General features: G+C 45.9%; 14 protein-coding genes. 4 read left to right on the forward strand and 10 right to left on the reverse strand.

Going from position 1 to position 20,665, the window contains the following annotated elements; translation table 11 throughout:
• The first annotated feature begins 95 nt into the window (after positions 1-95).
• The 4 genes from D1151_RS02500 (at position 96) to D1151_RS02515 (ending at position 4,739) form a co-directional block, all read left to right on the forward strand.
• Positions 96-1,601 carry a Na+/H+ antiporter NhaC family protein gene (locus tag D1151_RS02500; protein WP_161907813.1) on the forward strand — a complete coding sequence of 502 codons (1,506 nt, stop codon included), beginning with the start codon at positions 96-98 and terminating at the stop codon, positions 1,599-1,601.
• A gap of 99 nt (positions 1,602-1,700) precedes the next feature.
• Positions 1,701-2,633 (forward strand): dimethylarginine dimethylaminohydrolase family protein, encoded by a 933-nt coding sequence (locus tag D1151_RS02505; protein ID WP_161907814.1) that lies wholly within the window; start codon positions 1,701-1,703, stop codon positions 2,631-2,633.
• 18 nt (positions 2,634-2,651) lie between these two features.
• Positions 2,652-3,581 carry a dimethylarginine dimethylaminohydrolase family protein gene (locus tag D1151_RS02510; protein ID WP_161907815.1) on the forward strand — a complete coding sequence of 310 codons (930 nt, stop codon included), beginning with the start codon at positions 2,652-2,654 and terminating at the stop codon, positions 3,579-3,581.
• 3 nt (positions 3,582-3,584) lie between these two features.
• Positions 3,585-4,739 carry an aminotransferase class I/II-fold pyridoxal phosphate-dependent enzyme gene (locus D1151_RS02515; RefSeq protein WP_161907816.1) on the forward strand — a complete coding sequence of 385 codons (1,155 nt, stop codon included), beginning with the start codon at positions 3,585-3,587 and terminating at the stop codon, positions 4,737-4,739.
• A 104-nt stretch (positions 4,740-4,843) separates the two neighbouring features.
• Here D1151_RS02515 and D1151_RS02520 read toward each other — a convergent pair whose 3' ends face one another.
• From D1151_RS02520 to D1151_RS02565, 10 genes are all read right to left on the reverse strand, one after another.
• Positions 4,844-6,013, reverse strand: coding sequence for a HipA domain-containing protein (locus tag D1151_RS02520; RefSeq protein ID WP_161907817.1), 1,170 nt, complete (start codon positions 6,011-6,013; stop codon positions 4,844-4,846).
• Positions 6,014-6,200: 187 nt separating this feature from the next.
• Positions 6,201-6,614 carry a hypothetical protein gene (locus D1151_RS02525; RefSeq protein ID WP_160203052.1) on the reverse strand — a complete coding sequence of 138 codons (414 nt, stop codon included), beginning with the start codon at positions 6,612-6,614 and terminating at the stop codon, positions 6,201-6,203.
• Positions 6,607-8,064, reverse strand: coding sequence for a Na+/H+ antiporter NhaC (nhaC, locus tag D1151_RS02530; RefSeq protein ID WP_161907818.1), 1,458 nt, complete (start codon positions 8,062-8,064; stop codon positions 6,607-6,609). Before nhaC ends, D1151_RS02525 begins: the two co-directional genes overlap by 8 nt.
• Positions 8,065-8,225: 161 nt before the next feature.
• Positions 8,226-9,599 carry a sigma-54 dependent transcriptional regulator gene (locus tag D1151_RS02535; protein ID WP_161907819.1) on the reverse strand — a complete coding sequence of 458 codons (1,374 nt, stop codon included), beginning with the start codon at positions 9,597-9,599 and terminating at the stop codon, positions 8,226-8,228.
• Between the two features lie 15 nt (positions 9,600-9,614).
• Positions 9,615-11,573, reverse strand: a complete 1,959-nt coding sequence (locus D1151_RS02540; RefSeq protein WP_161907820.1) for a transporter substrate-binding domain-containing protein — start codon at positions 11,571-11,573, stop codon at positions 9,615-9,617.
• An 11-nt stretch (positions 11,574-11,584) separates the two neighbouring features.
• Positions 11,585-12,064 carry a metallophosphoesterase family protein gene (locus D1151_RS02545; protein WP_161907821.1) on the reverse strand — a complete coding sequence of 160 codons (480 nt, stop codon included), beginning with the start codon at positions 12,062-12,064 and terminating at the stop codon, positions 11,585-11,587.
• A 13-nt stretch (positions 12,065-12,077) separates the two neighbouring features.
• Entirely contained in the window at positions 12,078-17,111 is a 5,034-nt protein-coding gene (locus D1151_RS02550) for an InlB B-repeat-containing protein (protein ID WP_161907822.1), read from the reverse strand.
• A gap of 332 nt (positions 17,112-17,443) precedes the next feature.
• Entirely contained in the window at positions 17,444-17,908 is a 465-nt protein-coding gene (locus tag D1151_RS02555) for a hypothetical protein (RefSeq protein ID WP_161907823.1), read from the reverse strand.
• A gap of 43 nt (positions 17,909-17,951) precedes the next feature.
• Positions 17,952-18,746, reverse strand: a complete 795-nt coding sequence (locus D1151_RS02560; RefSeq protein WP_161907824.1) for an aminoglycoside 3'-phosphotransferase — start codon at positions 18,744-18,746, stop codon at positions 17,952-17,954.
• 25 nt (positions 18,747-18,771) lie between these two features.
• Positions 18,772-20,665 (reverse strand): DUF3427 domain-containing protein (locus tag D1151_RS02565; RefSeq protein ID WP_207708614.1); only part of this gene is annotated, 1,894 nt, incomplete at its 5' end.

A 20,665-nucleotide genomic window follows, 5' to 3' on the forward strand; every position in this document is an offset into this window, starting at 1 on the left:
TCCGTCTTTTCTGCAAAATCCGCCCAAAAACTACATGGCATATTTTTTGCTCTATATGTGTGACGTAGATTAACATAGCAGAAAGGAGACTAACTATGGATTATGGTATTCTATCGTTATTTCCCATCGCGCTGACCATCGTCATCGCCATGTGGCTCAAAAACATTTCTATCGCACTATTTGCCGGCGCCTTTGCAGGGCTTCTGATCGTGTGCAGCGGAAATCCATTTGACGCAATGATGTCTTACGTTGTCGATCATCTGGTTCCGAACATGACAGACTCCTATTGCGCAGAAGTACTGGTACTGCTGATTTTCATCGGCGGTTTTGTAAAACTGCTGGAGGTATCGGGCGGCGCTCACGCCTTTGCATCAAGCGTCACGAAGTTCGTAAACAGCCGCGCAAAAGCACAGATGGCTGGCTGGGTAGCTGGTATCATGGTATTTTTCTCCGATATCGGAAGCCCGATTATCGCAGGTCCGATCGTACAGCCTCTAACCGATAAGATGCAGGTTTCCAGAGAAAAGCTGGCGTGGATCCTTGACACCACCGCTTCTCCCCTTTCCATCTTAGTACCATTCCTCGGCTGGGGTGCTTACATCATGGGACTGATGGGTACAGAATTTCAGGCAGCAGGATATGCGTCCAGTGAATGGGACATGCTGCTGAAGGCTTGGCCTTTCCAGTTCTACGCACTGCTCTCTCTGCTGATGGTGCCGCTGATTGCTTTTACCAGAAAAGAGTTCGGACCAATGCACAGGGCTGAAATGCGCGCGCTTTCCGGTCTGGTTTCTCCTGGCGGACAGGTTGCTGAAGCTGTTAAAATCGACACCGACGCAAAGCTGGAAAACAGTCGCCCAATCGTCATGATCATTCCTCTTGTAGTTATGATCGGCACTTTGTGCTTTATGCTCTGCCCTCAGGGTTTCCCGTTCAAGTCTGTTGACGGTGACGCACTTCGCGGCGCACTGATTGCAGGTTTCGTGTTCGGCTCTATCGCAAACATCATTTTAGTCGTTGCACTGAAAATCAAATCCTTTAAAAGCATTTGTCGGGATTACGTATTAGGGCTTGAAAGTATTGCCAGCGTATTTATCACCTTGCTTTTGGCATGGGTACTGAGCAGCGTAACAAAAACGATGGGCGGACCGGAATTTGTTGTAAATATGCTGCAGGATAGCGTACCAGCTTGGATTCTTCCAGTGATTATCTTCGCAGCCAGTGCTGTGATTTCCTTCTCCACCGGCTCTTCCTGGGGAACCTTCTCCATTATGATGACCATCGCCGTGCCTGCTGCTATGGCACTGAACGCACCAATGCACGTAGCGATTGCTTCCGTATTATCCGGCGGTCTCTTCGGCGACCACTGCTCACCGATTTCTGATACTACGATCTTATCCGCTAACGGCGCACGCTGTGATCTTTTGGCTCATGTCAAGACTCAACTTCCGTACGCACTCATGGTCGGCGGTGTATCAATCGTGACTTACGCAGTAGCAGGCATGACCGGCAGCGTGATCGCTCTGCCAGTTGGTATCGCCCTGCTGATCGTAACAGTACTTACGCTTTCCAAACTTTACGGAAAGAAAGTTGAAGCATAATTCTTGCACAGTTATGAAGCGAAGCCCAGCCGCCTGTCTTTCCCTCTATATCAAGCAGGCAGACGGGCTTCGCCCTATTTTTCATCTTGGAGGTTTTGTATGGCATTTTTAGAACTCAGCAAAGATAAAAATCTGCGGCGTGATGAAACGCCTTTTTTAGATCAGCTCACCACTTACTGGGGCGACTTTGGTATTTGCTCCCAGGTTGCACCTTTAAAAAGCGTCATGCTCAGGCGCCCCGGTGCTGAAATCGATAACTTTTCTTGGGAGGAAGCCCGTTTCCGCGAAGGCATTGATCCCGATAAATTCAGACAGGCCCATCAAAGACTTGTGGATCTTTACCTAAGTCAGGGCGTGGAAGTCCACTTTCTTGAAGACCAGCGGCTTGACCGTCCTAACGCAGTCTACTGCCGAGATTTGATGTTTATGACGCCGGAAGGCGCTATTATTTGCAGACCGGCACTACCTTGCCGCCGCGGCGAAGAAGTCGCTATGGCAAAAGCACTTGCTGCTATTAACGTGCCAATTGTGAAAACCATTACCGGTACGGGGACCTTTGAAGGAGCAGACTGTCTCTGGGTAGACAGAAAGACAGCAATTCTGGCACGAAGCTCCCGCACCAACGAATCCGGCTATAATCAGGTTGCTCACGTACTCCGTGAACAAGGCGTGGAAACCATTCTGACAGTTCCAATTCCTTATACCAATGCGCACCTGGACGGTATCATGAATTTTGTCGATGTGGACAAGGTCATCATCAACACACGCCAAGTGCCTTACGATGTGGTAGAGTACCTGATGAACGCAGGCTATCATATCATCGACGCGCCGGATCAGGACGAAGCCAGATTTTCCCTGGGGCTGAACATCGTTGCACTGCGTCCCGGTGTTGTCATCCAGGCACAGGGAAACCCTAAAACTAAGGATGCGCTGGAGAAAAACGGCGTAGAAGTCATCAGTCTGGATTTCGACGAAGTGCTGAAGGGCTGGGGCTCTGTCCACTGCTGCAGTGCAACCCTAGCAAGAGGTTAAAAAAGGAGATTCTCATCTATGGAAAAATTCAACACATTTTATGAAGATATGCCCGCTGTCTGGGGCGACAATTTCAGTGTTACATCCGAAATCGGAACGCTGCGCACCGTGCTGGTTCATCGTCCGGGCAAGGAAATCGAAAACATCAAAGACCCGTCCGCCATCTATTTCCGCGATTTTATCGACGTGGAAAAGGCAAGATGGGAGCACGACCAGCTGGTACAGGTCTATCGCGACCACGGCATCACAGTTTACAATGTTGATGAGACCGATCCGAGCTGTCCAAACGCGATGTACTGTCACGACCTGGTTCTGGGCACTCCAGAAGGCGTAATTGTCACAAGACCCGGGATTAAAATTCGCCACAACGAAGTAAAATATGCTGCGCAGGAAGTTGCTAAGCACGGCGTTCCCATCGTCAAAACCATCCATGGAAACGGAATCTTTGACGGCGCCTGCGCTACTTGGGTAGACCGTGAAACGGTCTTCGTAGGAACTGGAAGCCGCTGCAACAAAGAAGGACTGGTACAGGTTACAGACACCTTTCATCACATGGGCGTAAAAAATGTCATCACCCTCAGCATCGCCAGAAACCAAAACCACCTGGATGGCTTCCTATCCATCGTAGATACCAATGTTGCCGTGACATACCCATATATCACACCGGATATCATCTATGAAGAGCTGGAAAAGCGGGGATTTGAATTTGTAGAAATTCCGACTTTTGAAGAAAAGATTAATTTTGCCGCAAACTCCGTCGCACTGGAGCCGGGCAAGATTATCATGCCGAAGGGATCTCCGCGCACTGTGGAGCTTTTGAACAAGAAAGGTATCGAAGTCATCGAGCTGGACCTTGACGAAATCAAAAAAGGCGGCGGCTCCGTTCATTGCCTGACCGCATTTTTAAAACGCGATGATATCCCTGTTTATCCCGTTTATGAGGACTAAGCCATGCTAATCGGAGGATTTTACAGCGTGGATGGCGCGCTGCTTATGGAGCGCCCGAAAAACGATGATTTTGCGCTGCGGCTGGACTGTTCGGCAAGCAAAAGTTCTCAATATACGCACAAGATTTATACCAATAACGGACGTACTGCTTCGGTTTATGCCATGGAGCATTGCGCAGATAAAATGAAAGGAAAAAAAGTGCTTCTTCCCGACTATCTATGCCTTTCCATCATCAGCGCCGTCCGCTGGGAAGGACTTTCTTACGATTTCTATCGGGTCACAAATGATCTGGAAATCGACCTTGCAGATCTGGAGTCTAAGCTGGACGAAACTGTCGGCATGATTTATATCATTCACTACTTCAGCATGCCGCAGCCTTCGGATACCGTAAAATATCTCTGTCAGCTTGCAAAGGTGCACAATCTGCTAATTATGGAGGACATCACGCAGGCTCTCTTTTCTAAGACGTCGAAGGGTTCGACTTTTCGCCGCATGGGTTTTGGCGACTACATCGTCGGCAGCACTAGAAAATGGTTTCCAATGACCGACGGCGGCATTTGCGCCATTAGAAATGACGTGTTTGAAGATGCAAGCCGTGATTCAGTTCCACCCCTTGCCAGCGCTTATGACGAAAGCGTATATAAAGAACTTTTGATTTCAGTCATGCGACCGCTGTATGCGTCGAATCCGGAGTTAGAAAAAGAATCTTATCTAGCTAGCGAAAAAGAAGCTAACGCCAGCCGCTATGTCAATTTGACCCCGAGGAAAATGACCGAGGAGTCGAAACAAATTTTCTTTGACACTGACGCGCAAGCACTCATGAGACGGCGTATCGAAAACTTCCGCTATCTCTATAGCAGACTTCTTCAAATTCCGGAACTTACCATGCTCAGCAGGGATATCGGTGAAGATGGTGACTGCGTTCCTTTTGGGCTGACTATTTTAGCTGATGACCGCAACGGACTTTATCAGCATCTGGTTCAGCACAATATTATCCCGGAAATTCAGTGGATTCTGCCAACGGAGTATTACACGCCGGGCGAGGACGCGCAGTATCTATCCGCACACAATCTGATGCTGCAGTGCGACCAAAGATACGGCATTCCCGAAATGAAACAGGTTGCAGATGCAATAGAAGATTATTTTCGACAGAAGTGATCAAAGCAGTTAAGTTCATTTACATAATACTTTCTTTCATGGTTTCCATATAGGAAAATATGAAGACGTACACAGCGCCGGCAAAAATCGCCGGCGCTGTGACTTTAGTTTCTATTTTTATCTGCAAATTCTATAAGTTTTTCTGCCCGGGCTGCAATTGCCTGAGACAAAGCATTTTTTCGTTCCTCATCTATGAAAGTTGCAGCATTTAATACTTCTCTGCACAAAGTCTCTATCTCCCGTAATACCTCACAATCCAGCCATGCAAAGGACTGTACTAAACGAATCTGTTCTCCCTGCGTGCCTTTAAACGGCTTTGCGCTAATAGTCGCCGCAAGAGGCTTAATCTGACTTGTCGGTGTATGGGAAAACATCGATGTTCCATTATCAAATAAAGGTGCAAAACCCAAAGGCACTAAAGTATCCGCATTGCGAACAATTCCAAAATTCCCGTAATGCCTATCCGTATTTGCAATCAGATAGTCCAGCGTAATCATTCTATCCAGAAAATCCTGTGCGCCAATTAGCCCCATTGCTTCGCAGCAGTTTACAAAATGCTGATAGTCCGAAACATGATTGGGCTGAATTTGCGTTTGCACTAACTGATATGCTGACACAAATTCTGTATTTCTGTCGACAAAATCCGGACAAACAGAATAAATACCATCGTCATAGATCTGAAAGGTATAAGGCACGTGCGGTATTCCAAGTTTTTCACATATGCACGAAGCAATTACTTCATTAACTGGCTCCTGTTGTCCATAACCGCTGCCCGCTTTCAGCAAGCAGCGTTTTCCGTCAATAATTTTCCATTTCTTCTTTAACCATCCATCTGACGCAGCGTCAGGGGTCATAAAACTAATTTCATTGACCTGAGATGAATGCTTTACACCCAAAAGAATGTCTCCCAAATCATCCGAAAAATCATTTTCAAAGAAATTAACCTGCGACCATTTTAACTCCACACCTGCCGGTTTAATCCAGTAGTGATCCGAAAGAGACAACCCCCAGCTTCTAGCAAGAAGAAACTCTGTAGAAGGTGCCGATAGTTCCTCAAGTACTGCTTTAATGCGATCTCTGCTTGCCGGGATGGCTCTGTGCATCCACCAGCGATTCAATTTGCGATAGTCCAAAGCCTGTGCAAACTTACCGTCTTTAAGACCTACCGGGAGATGATCACTGCAGTATACGCAATGCACCTGTTTTACATGCCCATATTCATCTAAATCAAAATCCAGCACAGAAATGTCTTTGTGCATTAAAGTATACGCCATATCGCTTCTCCTTTCTGTTATCATTTTATTTTACTTTTCACAAGGTGTCAATATCAGGTTTTTCACATTTTTACGCAGTTTCTGGCATCATTTCCACACGTTTTTACTTATCCAGTTGCAAAAACCAGCTACGCCCGCACCAGCTGTTCCTATTTCGCAGCCGGCGCGGGCGCCATTTACATCAAAATCACTTCACATTTTCAATATGAATATCCGGTTTCACACTGCGAGCAAGTTCCAAAACCTGCTCCAGCTCCCTCTTTTGAAACACCAGTCTCCGCGACATGACATCTCTAAGAAAATGAAGCACCACGTAATTTGGATCCGCCACATATTCGATGTGAATATCTGTAATCTCTTCAAAAGACCACACAATTTTATGCTTGCGCAGGATAAAGTCATATGCCAGAACTACGCCCTCCTTGCTGACATAGGTTTCCTTTTGGAAAACCACCGCAAGAAGCAGCACCACACCGATAATTGCAGAATATTTGACTGTAGAATAGAAACTGAACACAATCAGCCCTGCGCCAAATATGACTGCTGCAAACTTTGTGGATTTCCGCATTGTTCTGTCATCATATGCCTTGATTTTATCCATTGCGTTTTTCTGCCTTTCTCTTTGCTTTTAATTCCTTAATCTCTGCTCTGGATTTTCCATCATATTCCTTGTATTTGATACCAATGCCGAGATATGAAATTGTAATTGCCAGAACCGGATTAATCAGGTTCATAAATGCGTACGGCATAAATGCCCAGTTGGACACGCCTAAGGTTGCAGACTGATAAGCGCCGCAGCCATTCCATGGAATCATTGGTGACCAGAGAGTCGCACCATCTTCTGTGGTTCTTGACAGGAAGCTTCTGCTCAGTCCTCTTTCATCAAAGGCTTTCATGTACATTCTGCCAGGCACCAGAATTGCCAGATACTGGTCAGTCAACACAACATCACAGATAATACCGGTTACGATAGTGCACAGCACCAGACCGCCGACACTCTTTACTCTTCTTACAAGACCGCCCAGCAGTACTTCGATAAATCCGCATTTTTCCAGTACGCCGCCAAAGAACAAGGCGAACATGATCAAGGAAATCGTCCACATCATGGAGTCGATACCACCTCTGTTGAGCAGGCTGTCAGTCACTTCGTTGCCGGATTCAATGCTGAAACCGGTCTGCATACCACCAAACACTTCCGGGAAAGTCGCGCCCTGCGCAATCATTGCTACTGCGCCGCCGCAAACTGCAGCAAGAAGCAGCGACGGAATTGCCGGAATCCTCTTTACTGCACCGAAGATAACCACCAGTACTGGCAGCATAATCCAAGGAGACAGATAGAAGTTATCTGCGATAGCATTTTGAATATCCATCGCCAAAGAAGCGTCATAGCCGGATTCGTCGATAACGATAGCGCCCACGATGCCGTACAGCACCAGAGAAATCAAAAATGACGGAATTGTCGTTGTCATCATGGCAGCCACATGATCATACAAAGGCGTTTCCGCCCCTGCTGCCGCAACGTTAGTACTGTCAGACAACGGAGATAATTTATCCCCTGTGTATGCGCCGGAAATTACCATACCTGCTGCAAGAGCAGGGTTAATGCCAAGACCCATTGCAATACCCATCAGAGCCACGCCTACCGTACCGGATGCAGTCCAGGAAGACCCCGTTGCGAGTCCTACAATAGCAGTCAAAATCGCACCTACTACTAAAAATGCGCCCGGTGAAATAATTTCAAGACCATAGTAAACCATAGCCGGCATGGTGCCTGACCAAACCCAGGAACCGATCAACATACCAACGCACATGATAATCAGAAATGCTTCTACAGTTCTGCGAATGCTATCATATGCGCCTGCTGCGATATCCTCCCAGCCGTAGCCGCATTTTACTGCAATCAAGGAAGCTACAACACAGGATGCTATAATTGGCATATGCGGATCCAAGCCCCATTTTACAGTACTTAAAATAATAATAACCATCATAAAAACGATTGGAACGAGTGCTTCCCAAACCTTAGGAAGCCTTGGGGTTCTTTTCTTACCCATAAAATTTCCTCCTTTAATTAGATATTTCAGGTATATTTAAGAGCAAGAACTGTGCCACAAACAAAAATCCCCATTTTTCAAGGAATTTCGCCGCTGCACCTGCTGTCATTTCCAGTGTAGTATGAAATTTATTTCCTGGTTCATAATTTTCATGATGAAATTTATTTCACAGTTTTCGGATTTATTCCATATTCGCCTAATTTATTCCAAAGCTGCCGCGAGGTAATCCCTAAGACCACAGCACATTTTGTCACATTGCCTTCTGTACTTTTCAATGCCCTTTCTATATAGTACTTCTCAAAATCCGCTCTAGCCTCTTTCAAAGCTTTCTGTTCCCCCATAAATAATGGTTCCTTTGCAAGTTTTCCGCACAAAGGCTGCTGCAAATCGTCCATGGTAATTCTGCCGCCATCGCTTAACGCCACCATGCGCTCAATGATATTCTTCAGTTCCCGCACGTTGCCCGGATAGTCGTATCCCAGCAGCATAGACATGACCTGCCCGTCAATATGTTCGATTTTCTTCTTTTGTTCCGCTTCCGTCTTTCTGATAAAAAACTCTATAAGCCCCTCCAGATCCTCTTTTCTCTGACGAATAGGCGGAATAATTAAAGTCAAGGTGTTGATTCGGTAAAGCAGATCCTCCCTGAACTTACCTGCTGCAATTTCTTCTTCCAGGGATTTATTAGTAGCGCAGATCAGCCGCACGTCCAGATCGATTGACTTATTGCTCCCGATCCGTTCAATCTTTCTGCTCTCCAGTACTCTGAGCAGTTTTCCCTGCATGCCCAGAGGCAGATCTCCGATTTCATCCAAAAATAATGTGCCAAAGTTGGCTTCTTCAAATTTTCCGACTCGTTTCGCCACAGCGCCGGTAAAGCTGCCCTTCTCGTGCCCAAACAGCTCTGACTCAATGACACTTTCCGGCAGGCTTTGACAGTTGATCGGCACAAAAGGCTCCTTTCTTCGGCTCCCCTTGCTATGAATATAGTTGGCAAAAACTTCCTTTCCTACACCGGACTCTCCCAGTAAAAGCACATTGATATTGGTGTCTGCGGTCCTGTCACAAAGTTCCAGAAGCCGCAAATACTGCGGATTCTTGGACTCCAGGAATACGTTTTCTTCGTATTGGTTCCGAAGGAGAATATCGCTCTTTTCCGCCAGGCGCTTCAGCTTCGCCAGCCGCTCTACCTTCATAATCAGTTCCTCCAGATCGCTGCTCTTGACAAAATAGTCCTTTGCGCCGTATTTGATAGAATCCACCGCACTTTCAATGGATCCATAAGCCGTCATGACGATAATATCGATGTCCTCGTTTTCAGCGGTCAAGGTACGAATCAGCTCTTCCCCGGAAAGCTCCGGCATGCGCAAATCCGTAATCACCAGATTGACCTCATGATCCTTAAGATATGCCAACGCTTCTTTCCCGTTGGAACAGGTACTGGTCTGATATCCTTTCCGGCTTAAAATCATAGACACCACTTTCTGATATTCAAACTCATCATCAACAATTAAAATATTGTATCCTGTCTTCATATTCTTCCTCCTGCTTTAAGCCATTTTAATGGGAATTTCCACATAAAACACAGAGCCTTCTCCCCGCACACTTTCTGCGCGAATCGCACCCCCCGCCTGCTCCAGCTGAGAATGCACCAGGTAAAGTCCAAGACCGGTTCCCCTCTCTTTGCTGGTATAAAACGGATTGAAAATTTCCGAAAGCCTTTCACTTTCGATACCGCATCCGTTGTCACGAAATACGATATTTACCGTCCTTTCCCAGATTGTGACACGAATCTCAATTTTTCGCTTGCGCTCTACCTCCGCAAGTGCGTCAATACTATTATTCAAAAGATTAATCATAGTAATCTTTAAAAGATCCTCATTAAGCAGCACCGGCTTCGCCTTTTCTCCATTCAAAGAAAATGTCACATCAATATCCTTGCTGTCCATCTGTTTCTTTTCCAGAATCAAAATGTTGCTGATCAGCTCACCGATATCCACTTCCTTATTATCCTCACCGGAAAGCCTGGAAAACTTCAGCAAGCTGTCGATGAGGCGATTGATCCGCTTGATGGAGTCATCAATAACCCGCACCGCATGAATACCGTCCTCACCTTTTACAAAATCCTGAATCAAGAACATATAGCTTTTTATCAGCCCCAGAGGATTGCGAATCTCGTGAGCAAGCCCTGCTGAAAGCTGCCCCACCGCAATCATTTTTTCCTCCTGAATGTTTCGTCGCTCATTGATATACCGCTGGGTCCACTCTTCCACAATGTAAAGTTTTTTATCCCCTTCGTTGAGATCCATGGTATTCTTCATATAGTAATGCTCCTTCAGCTTGTAGACAGTCTCGTCCTCCTGCTGCAAATAAGGCATGACCCACTTGTTGGTATGAATATCGCTCTTCAAAAGTTCCCTCTTGCTGCAGCCTGCGATCCTGCAGATCTCATCGTTGACCTCCAAAATCGTTCCGCTGCCGGAAGCGATAATCAGCCCCCTGTCCAAAGTATCTATGATCAACCGCAGCTGTTCCTTGCTGTTGAACAGCTCTCTGGTCTTTTCCGTTACCTTCTTCGCTGTAGACAAATTCCATATGGTAAAAGCCGCACCGCATATGATAAAGAAAAAACCGATGTTATAGATCACATCTACTTCCGTCATGTCGGTAATCTCCGGCTCCATAGCACCAAACCATTTGCTCTGAGTCTTGGTAATGAGATTTTTCTTTTTCATGGAAAGTACCGCTTTATTAAAAGCGTTTAAAAGCCCTTCGTTATCTTTGTTCAATGCCACACAGATCTCTTTTCTGGAAAAAGAATACTTGAGGAATTTATAATACCGATTGCTGCGCTGCTGGTTAATCAGATAAGACAGCTTCGTCTCATCCCCTGCTACCGCTGCCACTCGATCATTTTCCAACATGTCCAGCGACTGCTGAAAGTCCTTTGCAAAGACCACGCTGACGCCTTTGGCGCCGTAAAGTTCCTCAATCCGCTCTGCAACATCTTCTTCTCCTTCTTCTACTGCAATTCTCACATCGGCAAGCTGATTAATATTATCAAAGCTCGAATTTTCCTTGACCAGTATCTTCCCGTGCATGATATACAGCGGCTCTGTAAAAAGAAAGTCCTCTGCCGGCAGCTGACTCTTATCCACAATGGCAGCCTGAATCGCCCCGGTTTCAAAATCCCGAGTCAAATCACTTTCCTGATTCAATTTGATATCCATGTCATTTTCCAGTTCCACAGAAAGCAGATTGATAAAATCGATAAAAATCCCGTCATTCTGCTGTTCCTCGTTGAGAAAGGAAATGGGCAGTCTATTGTACTGCACACCGCAAGTAATATGTGCCTTGCTGAAATACTCTTTTTGTGAAGGCGTCAGATCCATGCTGTATTTTGTATAGTCGATCCAGTCCATATTATACCGGATCATCATATTGATCGATGCGCCCAGCCAAATGATCAGAACCGCTGCCGCCATAGTTAAAGAAATGCTTCTCTTCATTTAAATACCTATTATTTTATTGGATTGTTATGCGAAATAGTAATCTTTTCTACGTTGATATCCTTTCCATCCACATCCATAATGGCAAAAGTAATCGCCTGATCGAAGCGCCGCTTGCCGCAGCTGCCCGGATTAAGCCAAAGTCTGCCATCTATCATATCCTGCGCATACTTGTGAGAATGTCCGTAAATCACCACATCAATTCCTGCCAGCGCTTCTGGCTTTCCCAGCACTTCTTTCTTATTGTGAATCAGGAAAAACTTACAGTCTTCGATTGTAAAAGTTAAGGATGCAGGCAAATGCTCCGCCCATTCCTTATCGTTATTGCCGCGCACTACATAAAGCGGCGCAATACGCTCCAGTTCTTCTATAATCTCCGTCTTGTTGATATCGCCGCCGTGGATGATACAGTCACAGGTTTTAAGCACTTCTACAACCTCCGGCCGCAAAAGACCGTGAGTATCCGAAATTACACCGATTTTAGTTGGCATAAAACACTCCTTGTTATTTTTTCTTCTGGCTCTTGCGCTGCGTCAGAACAGCAAGCCCCGACGCCAATATACAAATCCAAAGATACTGCCATATAGGCCGGCTGTCTCCTGTCTCTGGCGCATCGGTCACACTTGTATCTGCAGGCACATTCGGTGTCTGCGCATTCTCTGCTTTCGGAACTTCTGGCTCATCCAAATCAATGGCCGGCAGATCGCCTTTTGGAACATCCGGCTCCTCTATGTCAATCGACGGTTGATCGTCTTTCGGAACATCGGGATCCTCTATATCGACTGGCGGTTCCGGTTCCATCGGTTCTTGCGGAATATTCGGCGGATTCGACCCCTCCGGAGTCTGCGGCCTGTCCGACCCTTCCGGTACTTCTATCCAGTTGGCAACAAAGGTCAGATTTCCCATCGTTCCCGCCTCTACCTTGAGTACAGAGAAATCCGTTTTATGATCTTTTTCTGTCGTATCACTGCCCAAACTCCAATGAGAAAAGACATACTGCTTCCCGTTTTCCGTCACAGGCTGCGGATTTTTAATGGTAAAGCTGTCTTTCACCGTGTAGCAGGTTGGATTTTTTCCTTTTGCTGACGCCACCGGGACATCTTTTGCCGCCGTCACAGCTTCAAGGGCATACTCCGCTCCACTCGGCGCATCCGGCCCGTTCTGATATGCAATCGTATAGGAAATCGGCTGCACTAGATAAGTGACAACAGCCGGTATGTTCGCTCCCGTCAAAGTCGCAATCGGCTTTATGCTGCCGTCTTGATCCATCCACGTCAAAGTTTCGGCTTTATCCGCCGGTGAATATATGCCGTCAGCACTTTTATTTACCAGTACATACCCTTTTGCCGCTAGTTCTTGGACGATAGCGAGCTGCGGCGTTACGACCGCCTGATCTGCTTCGAGCTCCATCCCCTTGATAATCTTCGGGTTTGCCGTCTGCTCTGTACCTGCTTCCACAAAATTCATCACATATTTACGCGCGATGACTGGATCATAGTAGAAGATCACGTGATAGGTATCATCCGGATTATGCAGCGTCAAAATTTGATTTGTAACCTGTGCAACATAGCCCGTTTGCATTTTTGCAGTCTGATTCAGTGCTGCGCCTGCAATGAACAGCTGATCCTTCTTCACAGATTTTTCCAGCACATAATAGGTTTTCCCACCGCTTTCCACGATTTTATCATCAGAAATCTGTACAGTCAGATGGTGCTTATCCTTATCTTCATCTCGCAGCCTGTCTGTCACGTAATAAATATGGTAATCAAATGTCTCTGCACTGACCGCCGACCATGCTGCAGCAATGTTCTTGTTTTCTGTAATCGCCTGATCGAAGTCAAATTCAGTTTTCGGCGCAGTGATTGTTCCATCTTCATCTGCCTGATACCAGCCGGACAAAGTATATCCCTCTCTGAGCGGCTGCGGAATCAAGCCGATTGCGGAGTACCGGTTGTTTTCCGGAACTTTCAACGCAATCTGCGCTCTGCCTGCATCCTTTCCACCGTCTAGATGGAAGGTCACCGTATAGAGCGGCGCTTCCCAAATTGCGTACAAATGCAAATTGGATGCAATAGCAAAAACTTCTCCTGCATGCTGCTGCAGTTCTGCATATTCCGTCATAGACCACTGCATATTCTGACCTGCAGGTCCAAGTCCCCATCCTTTGAACTTCCATGCCGCTGTTCCATTTTCTGACCGATCGGGGCAGACAGAACCACGATAGCCATCTGCCTCAATATGCCAGGGATAACCGTTGGTATTATCATCCGCATCCTTTAGCGCAAATCCATATTCTTCCTGCGTCACCAGCGTACCGTAAGGCAATTCAATCGTTCCCAGCGTCACTTCGCTCTCCCCGCGATTTGCTGCATTGATTGGCGCGATATAGGTAATCTGGTACCGATCTCTGTTGTAGTAGAAATACAGATCATACGGATCTTCCGCAGTACCAATACGATTGTACTGATTAGCGCCGTCACTATCCCGATACTTTATGGAGTGGTCAGCGTTGCCATTCACTCTGGTCAAATGCGGTCTGGCACTTGGCACCTGCTTATCAATGCGGTTTGTAGACATGGCAATCACTTGCCGCGCGACTGCATAATATTTAGTCTCTCCATTTTTTGTATATTCACGCACCGCATAATAGTTCCCTTCCGGATCATGATAGACAATCTGCCCCTGATCATAAGATACCCGCATCAAATCCGTAAACCCGTATTGCGCGACTGCCTCATGATTCACCGGTACCAGATACAACATGTTTTGAGGGTTTGTTGTATCTCCATTGTAGATGCTGACTTTCTGCATATCAGAAATATCTAACGCCGGCACTTCATAGCAATGAGTATAGCGATAATAATTGGAACTCATATTATAGCGCCAATAAGCGACCAGGTGATGCACATTGCCAGGATCTTCGGGATTTGCAATCAGTTCCGCTCCCATAGATTCATAGATCCCCTTAATCGTAAATTCGTTATAATGGCTATTTCCCGGTTCCAAAGCATCTGTACGGAATTTTCCGTCTGTGACCGCCCAGGAGGTAACCGCTGCTATTTTCGTTTCTGCTGTCACAGACTCTTCCGGTCTTGAAATCGGCCAAACCTCCTGCAAATCCGCACCATACTTTGCCTTGATGGTAATCGTCTGCGGCACCGGCATTTCTTCATGGCTGTTTACCGCTGCTCGTTTCTTTATATTTCCATAAATACCATTTGGATCAAAGTTAAAGTTCAATTCCCCATTTACTACGCACTCTTTCGCGCCGCGCTTGCTAAATCCGCCGGTATTTATCGCAACGTAGTATGGATAATCCTGCCAACCCTTTCCGTAATAATGAAACTGCAGGGTGTAAATATTTCTGGTAAAGTAGACATAGATCATGGTTTTACCGTCGCCGGATGCCGTGTTTTGATCTGACCCATGCCCACTTTGGGTCTCGTGTACAATCTCAAACGCTTCCTGAGAATAGAACTGCGCCGCATCCAAGCCATGCTCCTGTCCCATGGTTTTTCCAAACTCTGTGGTCACCTGGCTCTGAATTGCATCGACTAATTTTTTTTCGTTCCCATTTTTTAACAAAGGGGTGTCAGTGGTAACTTCCATCGTAAAGCTGCCCATATTGCTATAATGCGCATTGACATTTCCTAGTGCTGGTTTATGGGACTTCGGTTCGTTTTGATAACCGGCGTACTGTTCTTTGTAGTAGCTGCCTGCTTGTTCCGCATTTCCGCCCTCTGCGATTGCCTGTACATCATCTGTTCCGGTCAAATCTTCCGTCCAGAGAATGACACGCACCTGCGTTTTTTCCGGTGTCCATTTCGGATACAGATGAAGCGCCAGCACGCCACCCGACGCCTGCAGCTTTGCTTTTGCAATCAAAGCGTCGTTTATCGTCAATTCCGGGCTGCCATCTGCATTAAGCGGCACTTCTTCATAATCACAATCTCTGTATGCACCGTCGGCATCCGGCTGCGCGTCTTTTTTCAGATATCTCCAGCCGCCAAAGGCATACCCGGTTCGCGTTGGCTCTGTGACATGGTCAAAATTAACCCGCTTACCCAATTTAACCTGTTGTCTCGGTATATAGGTATAATTGGTATCAAAAATCACGCGATAAGAATCCGCCGCCTTATAATATAGATCTACGGTCGTTCCCGCAGAATCGGATGTGCTCTCAATCAGTTTCTGAAAAAAATCCATTGGCGTAAGTTTTTCATAGATGTCGTCAGTCTTTGCTGCCGCATTGGTGGTCGCTCCAACGCGCCCCTGCAGGGTTTCCCGGTGGAGGCGAACATAGTCAACACCATCGATTGTCTGCAGTTCCATGTCCGCAAAGTCATCCAGTCCAGAGAGAATCTTCGGCACCCAATGGTTTACTGTGTAAGAAACGGCACTGCGGCGATAATAAACAGTGAGATGCAAATCCGTTTCACCTTCCAGCGCCTGCACCAGCTGGGCCTCCGTCAGTGTCACTTTCAGCTTTGGATGCACCAGCGGATTTGCACCGATTCCCGCCGGTTCGTCATGCTCACCCATGGCTGCTGCAGTGTAACCATCCGTCTTAAAAATACGCGCCTGATCCCACGCCTCATTATATTCCATCGAATATTGGTTGCCATAGATTGGATTTAGCACTGCATGCGCCTGACCATCATTTTCTTGATCATAGTAAACCTGATGATGCTCTATATCAATATTAAAATCTCCGCGTTCCAGCGCAGCTTCCAGTTCCGCCGCCGTTTCATTTCCGGTCGGCGGTTTTACTAAATACTGGTTCAGCGGCTCCGGATTCAAAACGATGCGAAAACCCGCTGTCGTCGGCAGCTTCCATTCCACCTGGTAAGTTCCGTCTTCTTGTTTCTCTGGCATTGCTTCCACCGTATCGGGCTCTGCCGCAAAGCTGCCTGCCAGACCTCCCGTATTGGAATATCGATACTCCATTTGAAACCGTATCACCTCTGCCGGCACAAAGGCATAATCCGCAAGCTGTCCGTTAAAAACTTCCCGCAGTACGCTGCCTTTGGCTGCGGCGTTTTCTGTACGTACCACCTTCCAGCCGCGTTTTACGGCATAAACAATCCGCGCACCGCCTTCCCTGTTTTCATCAAAGTCTTCGATATGCAGCGGCTTCGCCTCCGTTACCGCAAGCTGCGCCTGATCATAAGTGAAGCGGCGCAAATCGCATACCCCATTTTCAAAATCTGCCTCGGTCAGTTCCAGGGTCTCAGACGCCTCAATGCTTCTACCCTGTCCGCCGCTTGTAAATTGAAAAATGTGGGTTAAATAAAGAGTGTAGACGGTATCTTTGTCACGGGGAATATCATCAGATTCCTCCGTTGTCTTTTCCGTTTCCGAAACAACATGAGATTCGCTGTCAGAAAAGCCCGCCGCTAAAGCTACGGCTGCGTTGGCAACAATCAAAGAAATGCAAAGCGCTATGATGGCAATTTTACGCCATACCCTCCTTTGAAGCGTTCGCCGGTCGGCGTGCTCAAATTCCTTCTTCTGATACAATTTAGGTAAACTTTTCATGGGTAATTCCGTTCTCCCTTCTTGCAAGTACCTTCGTTTTTCATGTGCTCTTCTTTCGGAGATATTTGTATGATTTACTGCTAAAAAGGAAAACGTTCAAAAATAACCTAAAATTCATGCACATAACGATTCAGAGTTCTAACTTTTTTCAATTATAATTTATGTGTATGGCGAATTCTATGTTTATTTTTGGCTAGATGCGATTAGAATGGAAAAATTTTTAGTTGTCCCTCAGAACATCTTAGAGCAACAGTGAGACACAGGTTTCTGTGAATTTTTAGGAAAGGTAATAGGTAGGAACTTCTTTTATCCTTCATCGTAGTCAGACACAGTCAGGCAATCCACCACATGCCGTCTGCCGCTTGATACAGGCTTCCTATCTCTTCTGAAATTGCCTTTCCTTCGTAGTCACGTACAATCACCTTGTTATAGTACTTGTAAGCCTCTGCCTGGCAATTATTCTCTTCACCCCAGCCTTCTTCAACCCATGCCTCAAAGTATATTCTGCTGTCCTCGATGAAAAGTGCGCTCTCATTGGCATTCTTTGGAAAAGAAATCCTCTGCGGATAATAGCATTCAAAGCGCTCCTCTTGGCTTACGATATACACCGGATTTCCTCCGTCCGCAAATACGGGATTTCCGTAAATCGTATTTCTTTTCTTCTCAAAGGGCATATAAACTGTTCCGTTCTCAAAATCGTAAAAATCATTAGTGTCAGAATGCCCATAGGCAAACCTGTCCTGTCCGATGATTTTTTCTGTGTATGCGCCTTGCGGGCACTTGAATCGTTTTAGCATAAATTGAAAATCTCCTTGCTGGCCGGATCTGTCATCTTTTCTTTTAAATTGCCCCAATCATCTCCATAGCGGCAACCATTCGAAGCTTCTCAGGTTCAATCAGTTCTCTCCCATACCCATCCATAAAGCGATTTGTATACGCAGTAGTTCCAAGATTATAATGCAGTGTCCAAATTCCCCAGAGTACATCGATATGCCGATCACCAATTCCGCCGCAGTCAAGATCGATATAACCCGAAAACTTCCAATTCTGTAAAATGATATTTGGCAAACAATAATCGCCGTGCATCAGGACTTCCTTCTTTAGCAGCGGCAGACCCTCTTCTGCCGCACGTTTCGCCTCCGGAAAAGAAGCAAACTCCCAAATGCCTTTGAACAAATCAGGCTCATAGAAGCGCTGCTCAAATCCTCGTTTTACGGCTTCCGTATACGTCATGATTCTATCCTGCACGGGGCAATCACTCCCATCCATTTCATGCAATTCCCGAAGCAGCGCGGCAGTGGTATCACAAAGCCTCTTCGGCTCTGCCAGATAATCCGGATGCGTGCAGTCCTCTCCCGGAATTTTCCTGCTTAGCAGATAGTCCTTTCCATTTGCCAAGCCATAATACAGCACTTCTTCAGATCGCTTCAACGAATGCATATACGCAGTCATAAGCGCCTCTGTTTTCAGCGTGCCTTCCGCAGCCTCTTTCAAAAAATACCCATCATCTTTATCGATGAAAGTCACCCTTGCCTGCGGCGAACTGCTACTGTCAAAAAGTTTGGCGTCCTTCATGTAGTTTGCCACAGTTTCCGGATATGTTTCTATATTCACTTTTATGGGTTTACGTTTCATGGTGCTCCTATGTTCACAATTTTCCTTACATCACAATATACCGGTACACATCATCCCGCACCGGTACTTCCAGCTCATAGTTAATCCGAACAATATCCAGTCCATTATTTTTCATCACCATACCTTCCGGCTCACCTACAGCATGAATCGGTCCCAGATAATAAAACTCCTTGGAAATTGCATCATTTTTATCGCGGCGCACAAAGAGTTCGATATGCACACCAAGTTCTTTGGCCTGATAAATCGTTACAATATCACTGGAAGTGACTTTACGCTTGGATTTAGAATACGCAAGCAAACGAGATGGGCTAATAAACGCATCCTCATAGGCAATGGTATCACTGATGGCATCATCTTTATGATAGTTAATAAATACAGGAAAGCTCCTTGTTTTTTCATGATACTTATAACCGCCAATGTTGAGCGCAACCTCACCTTTGTCCCATTCTAGTAATCTGCATACATCCTCATATGTATATTTTTGATACAGACAGAAGTTTGTACTCCCATAAGTATTCCGGAAATTTTGCTCCCAGCGATGTAAACCAAACTCAATCACTTCGGATAGCATCTTTGCAAAGTTCTCATCCTGCAAAGCTTTCTCAAACGCCGCAGAAATACTCCACTGCATTTCTGTTTCTTCCAGAAAAACACATTTACTGTAAGTGTTCTTATTTCCTCCCGCAGCAAAAAGATTTGTCATTAAGTTCCATAAATTTTCCTTGCTGTACGGGGTTAGCGAAATGTCAAAGCCTTCACGCAGTTCAGCAGTAAAGGCATCCCAAACATCATGCCTCTTCTTCATAATCGTTTGAACCAGTATCAACTCATGCGGACGCTTGCCGGAAGCAAATTTCTTTGATACATATTCCAACATCTGCTCCTGCACGTCATTCAACCGCACCCCAAAATCCTTTTCATATTTTTTCAAGAACATATAGTAAGATCCCAGGGATTTGCTGTCAAAAATGCGCAAGACGTCCAGCGTTCCATAGCGTTCAAAATCCAAAAGCGCTGGAATCCTCCCCAGTTTATATTTCAAATTATAGTAGCATTCTTTGATTAACTTGATGTCGTTAAAGTTGGCTGCATCAATCGCTTCGTAAATCTTTTTCTTCGTTACCTCATCAAAATTCACAGTGGAAGCGCCTGGGATCATGCTGCTGCCATTGCTAATCAATTTTCTCAAGTTGTCCTTATTATAAGTTCGATCACCATAAAGTGCGATTGGAATCAAATAATTATTACTGTAATTTCCAATAAAGTCAATCACCGTTAAATACTCTTTTCCAGCAGCTTTCCGCAAGCCTCTACCCAGCTGCTGCACAAAAATGATCGTCGACTGGGTCGGACGCAACATAATAATCTGATTGACCGCAGGAATATCAATACCCTCATTAAAAATATCGACCGTAAATATATAATCCAACCGATTGGCATCATCGTCGCTTTCCAGCCGCTCAATTGCCTGCTCACGCTCCATTTCACTATTCGCGCCGCTCAGCGCAATGGTCCTTAGACCCCGCAAATTAAAGCTTTGCGACAAACGCCGCGCCTCTTCATTTCGGCTACAAAAGATCAGGCCTTTCACCCTATCCCCATCATGTCCATAATGATTTGCAACCTGCAAAATTTTCTCTACACGCTCATCACAAACTAAACGATTGAACTCCGTAAAGTCGTCAATCACTTCACCGTCAATGAACAAATCACGAATGCCAAAATAATGGAACGGCGTCAGCATTTTTTCTTCTAAAGCACGCTCTAACCTGATTTCGTATGCCACGTTATAGTCAAAGGTTTTGAAAATGTCAAATCCATCTGTACGTTCCGGTGTTGCTGTCTGCTCCAAAAGTGATAATGTCTTAAGAAAGCGCAAGAGAAAATGTCCCAAAAGGATTCCTAAAAAACACATATCA

Source organism: Emergencia sp. 1XD21-10, from assembly GCF_009936045.1.
Lineage (GTDB): Bacteria > Bacillota > Clostridia > Peptostreptococcales > Anaerovoracaceae > Senimuribacter > Senimuribacter intestinalis.

Coding starts and splice junctions, on each gene's coding strand:
- D1151_RS02505 (WP_161907814.1), top strand. CDS start 1,701: ATGGCATTTTTAGAACTCAGCAAAGATAAAAATCTGCGGCGTGATGAA.
- D1151_RS02555 (WP_161907823.1), bottom strand. CDS start 17,908: ATGCTAAAACGATTCAAGTGCCCGCAAGGCGCATACACAGAAAAAATC.
- D1151_RS02550 (WP_161907822.1), bottom strand. CDS start 17,111: ATGAAAAGTTTACCTAAATTGTATCAGAAGAAGGAATTTGAGCACGCC.
- D1151_RS02525 (WP_160203052.1), bottom strand. CDS start 6,614: ATGGATAAAATCAAGGCATATGATGACAGAACAATGCGGAAATCCACA.
- D1151_RS02535 (WP_161907819.1), bottom strand. CDS start 9,599: ATGAAGACAGGATACAATATTTTAATTGTTGATGATGAGTTTGAATAT.
- D1151_RS02560 (WP_161907824.1), bottom strand. CDS start 18,746: ATGAAACGTAAACCCATAAAAGTGAATATAGAAACATATCCGGAAACT.
- D1151_RS02500 (WP_161907813.1), top strand. CDS start 96: ATGGATTATGGTATTCTATCGTTATTTCCCATCGCGCTGACCATCGTC.
- nhaC (WP_161907818.1), bottom strand. CDS start 8,064: ATGGGTAAGAAAAGAACCCCAAGGCTTCCTAAGGTTTGGGAAGCACTC.
- D1151_RS02520 (WP_161907817.1), bottom strand. CDS start 6,013: ATGGCGTATACTTTAATGCACAAAGACATTTCTGTGCTGGATTTTGAT.
- D1151_RS02515 (WP_161907816.1), top strand. CDS start 3,585: ATGCTAATCGGAGGATTTTACAGCGTGGATGGCGCGCTGCTTATGGAG.
- D1151_RS02545 (WP_161907821.1), bottom strand. CDS start 12,064: ATGCCAACTAAAATCGGTGTAATTTCGGATACTCACGGTCTTTTGCGG.
- D1151_RS02510 (WP_161907815.1), top strand. CDS start 2,652: ATGGAAAAATTCAACACATTTTATGAAGATATGCCCGCTGTCTGGGGC.
- D1151_RS02540 (WP_161907820.1), bottom strand. CDS start 11,573: ATGAAGAGAAGCATTTCTTTAACTATGGCGGCAGCGGTTCTGATCATT.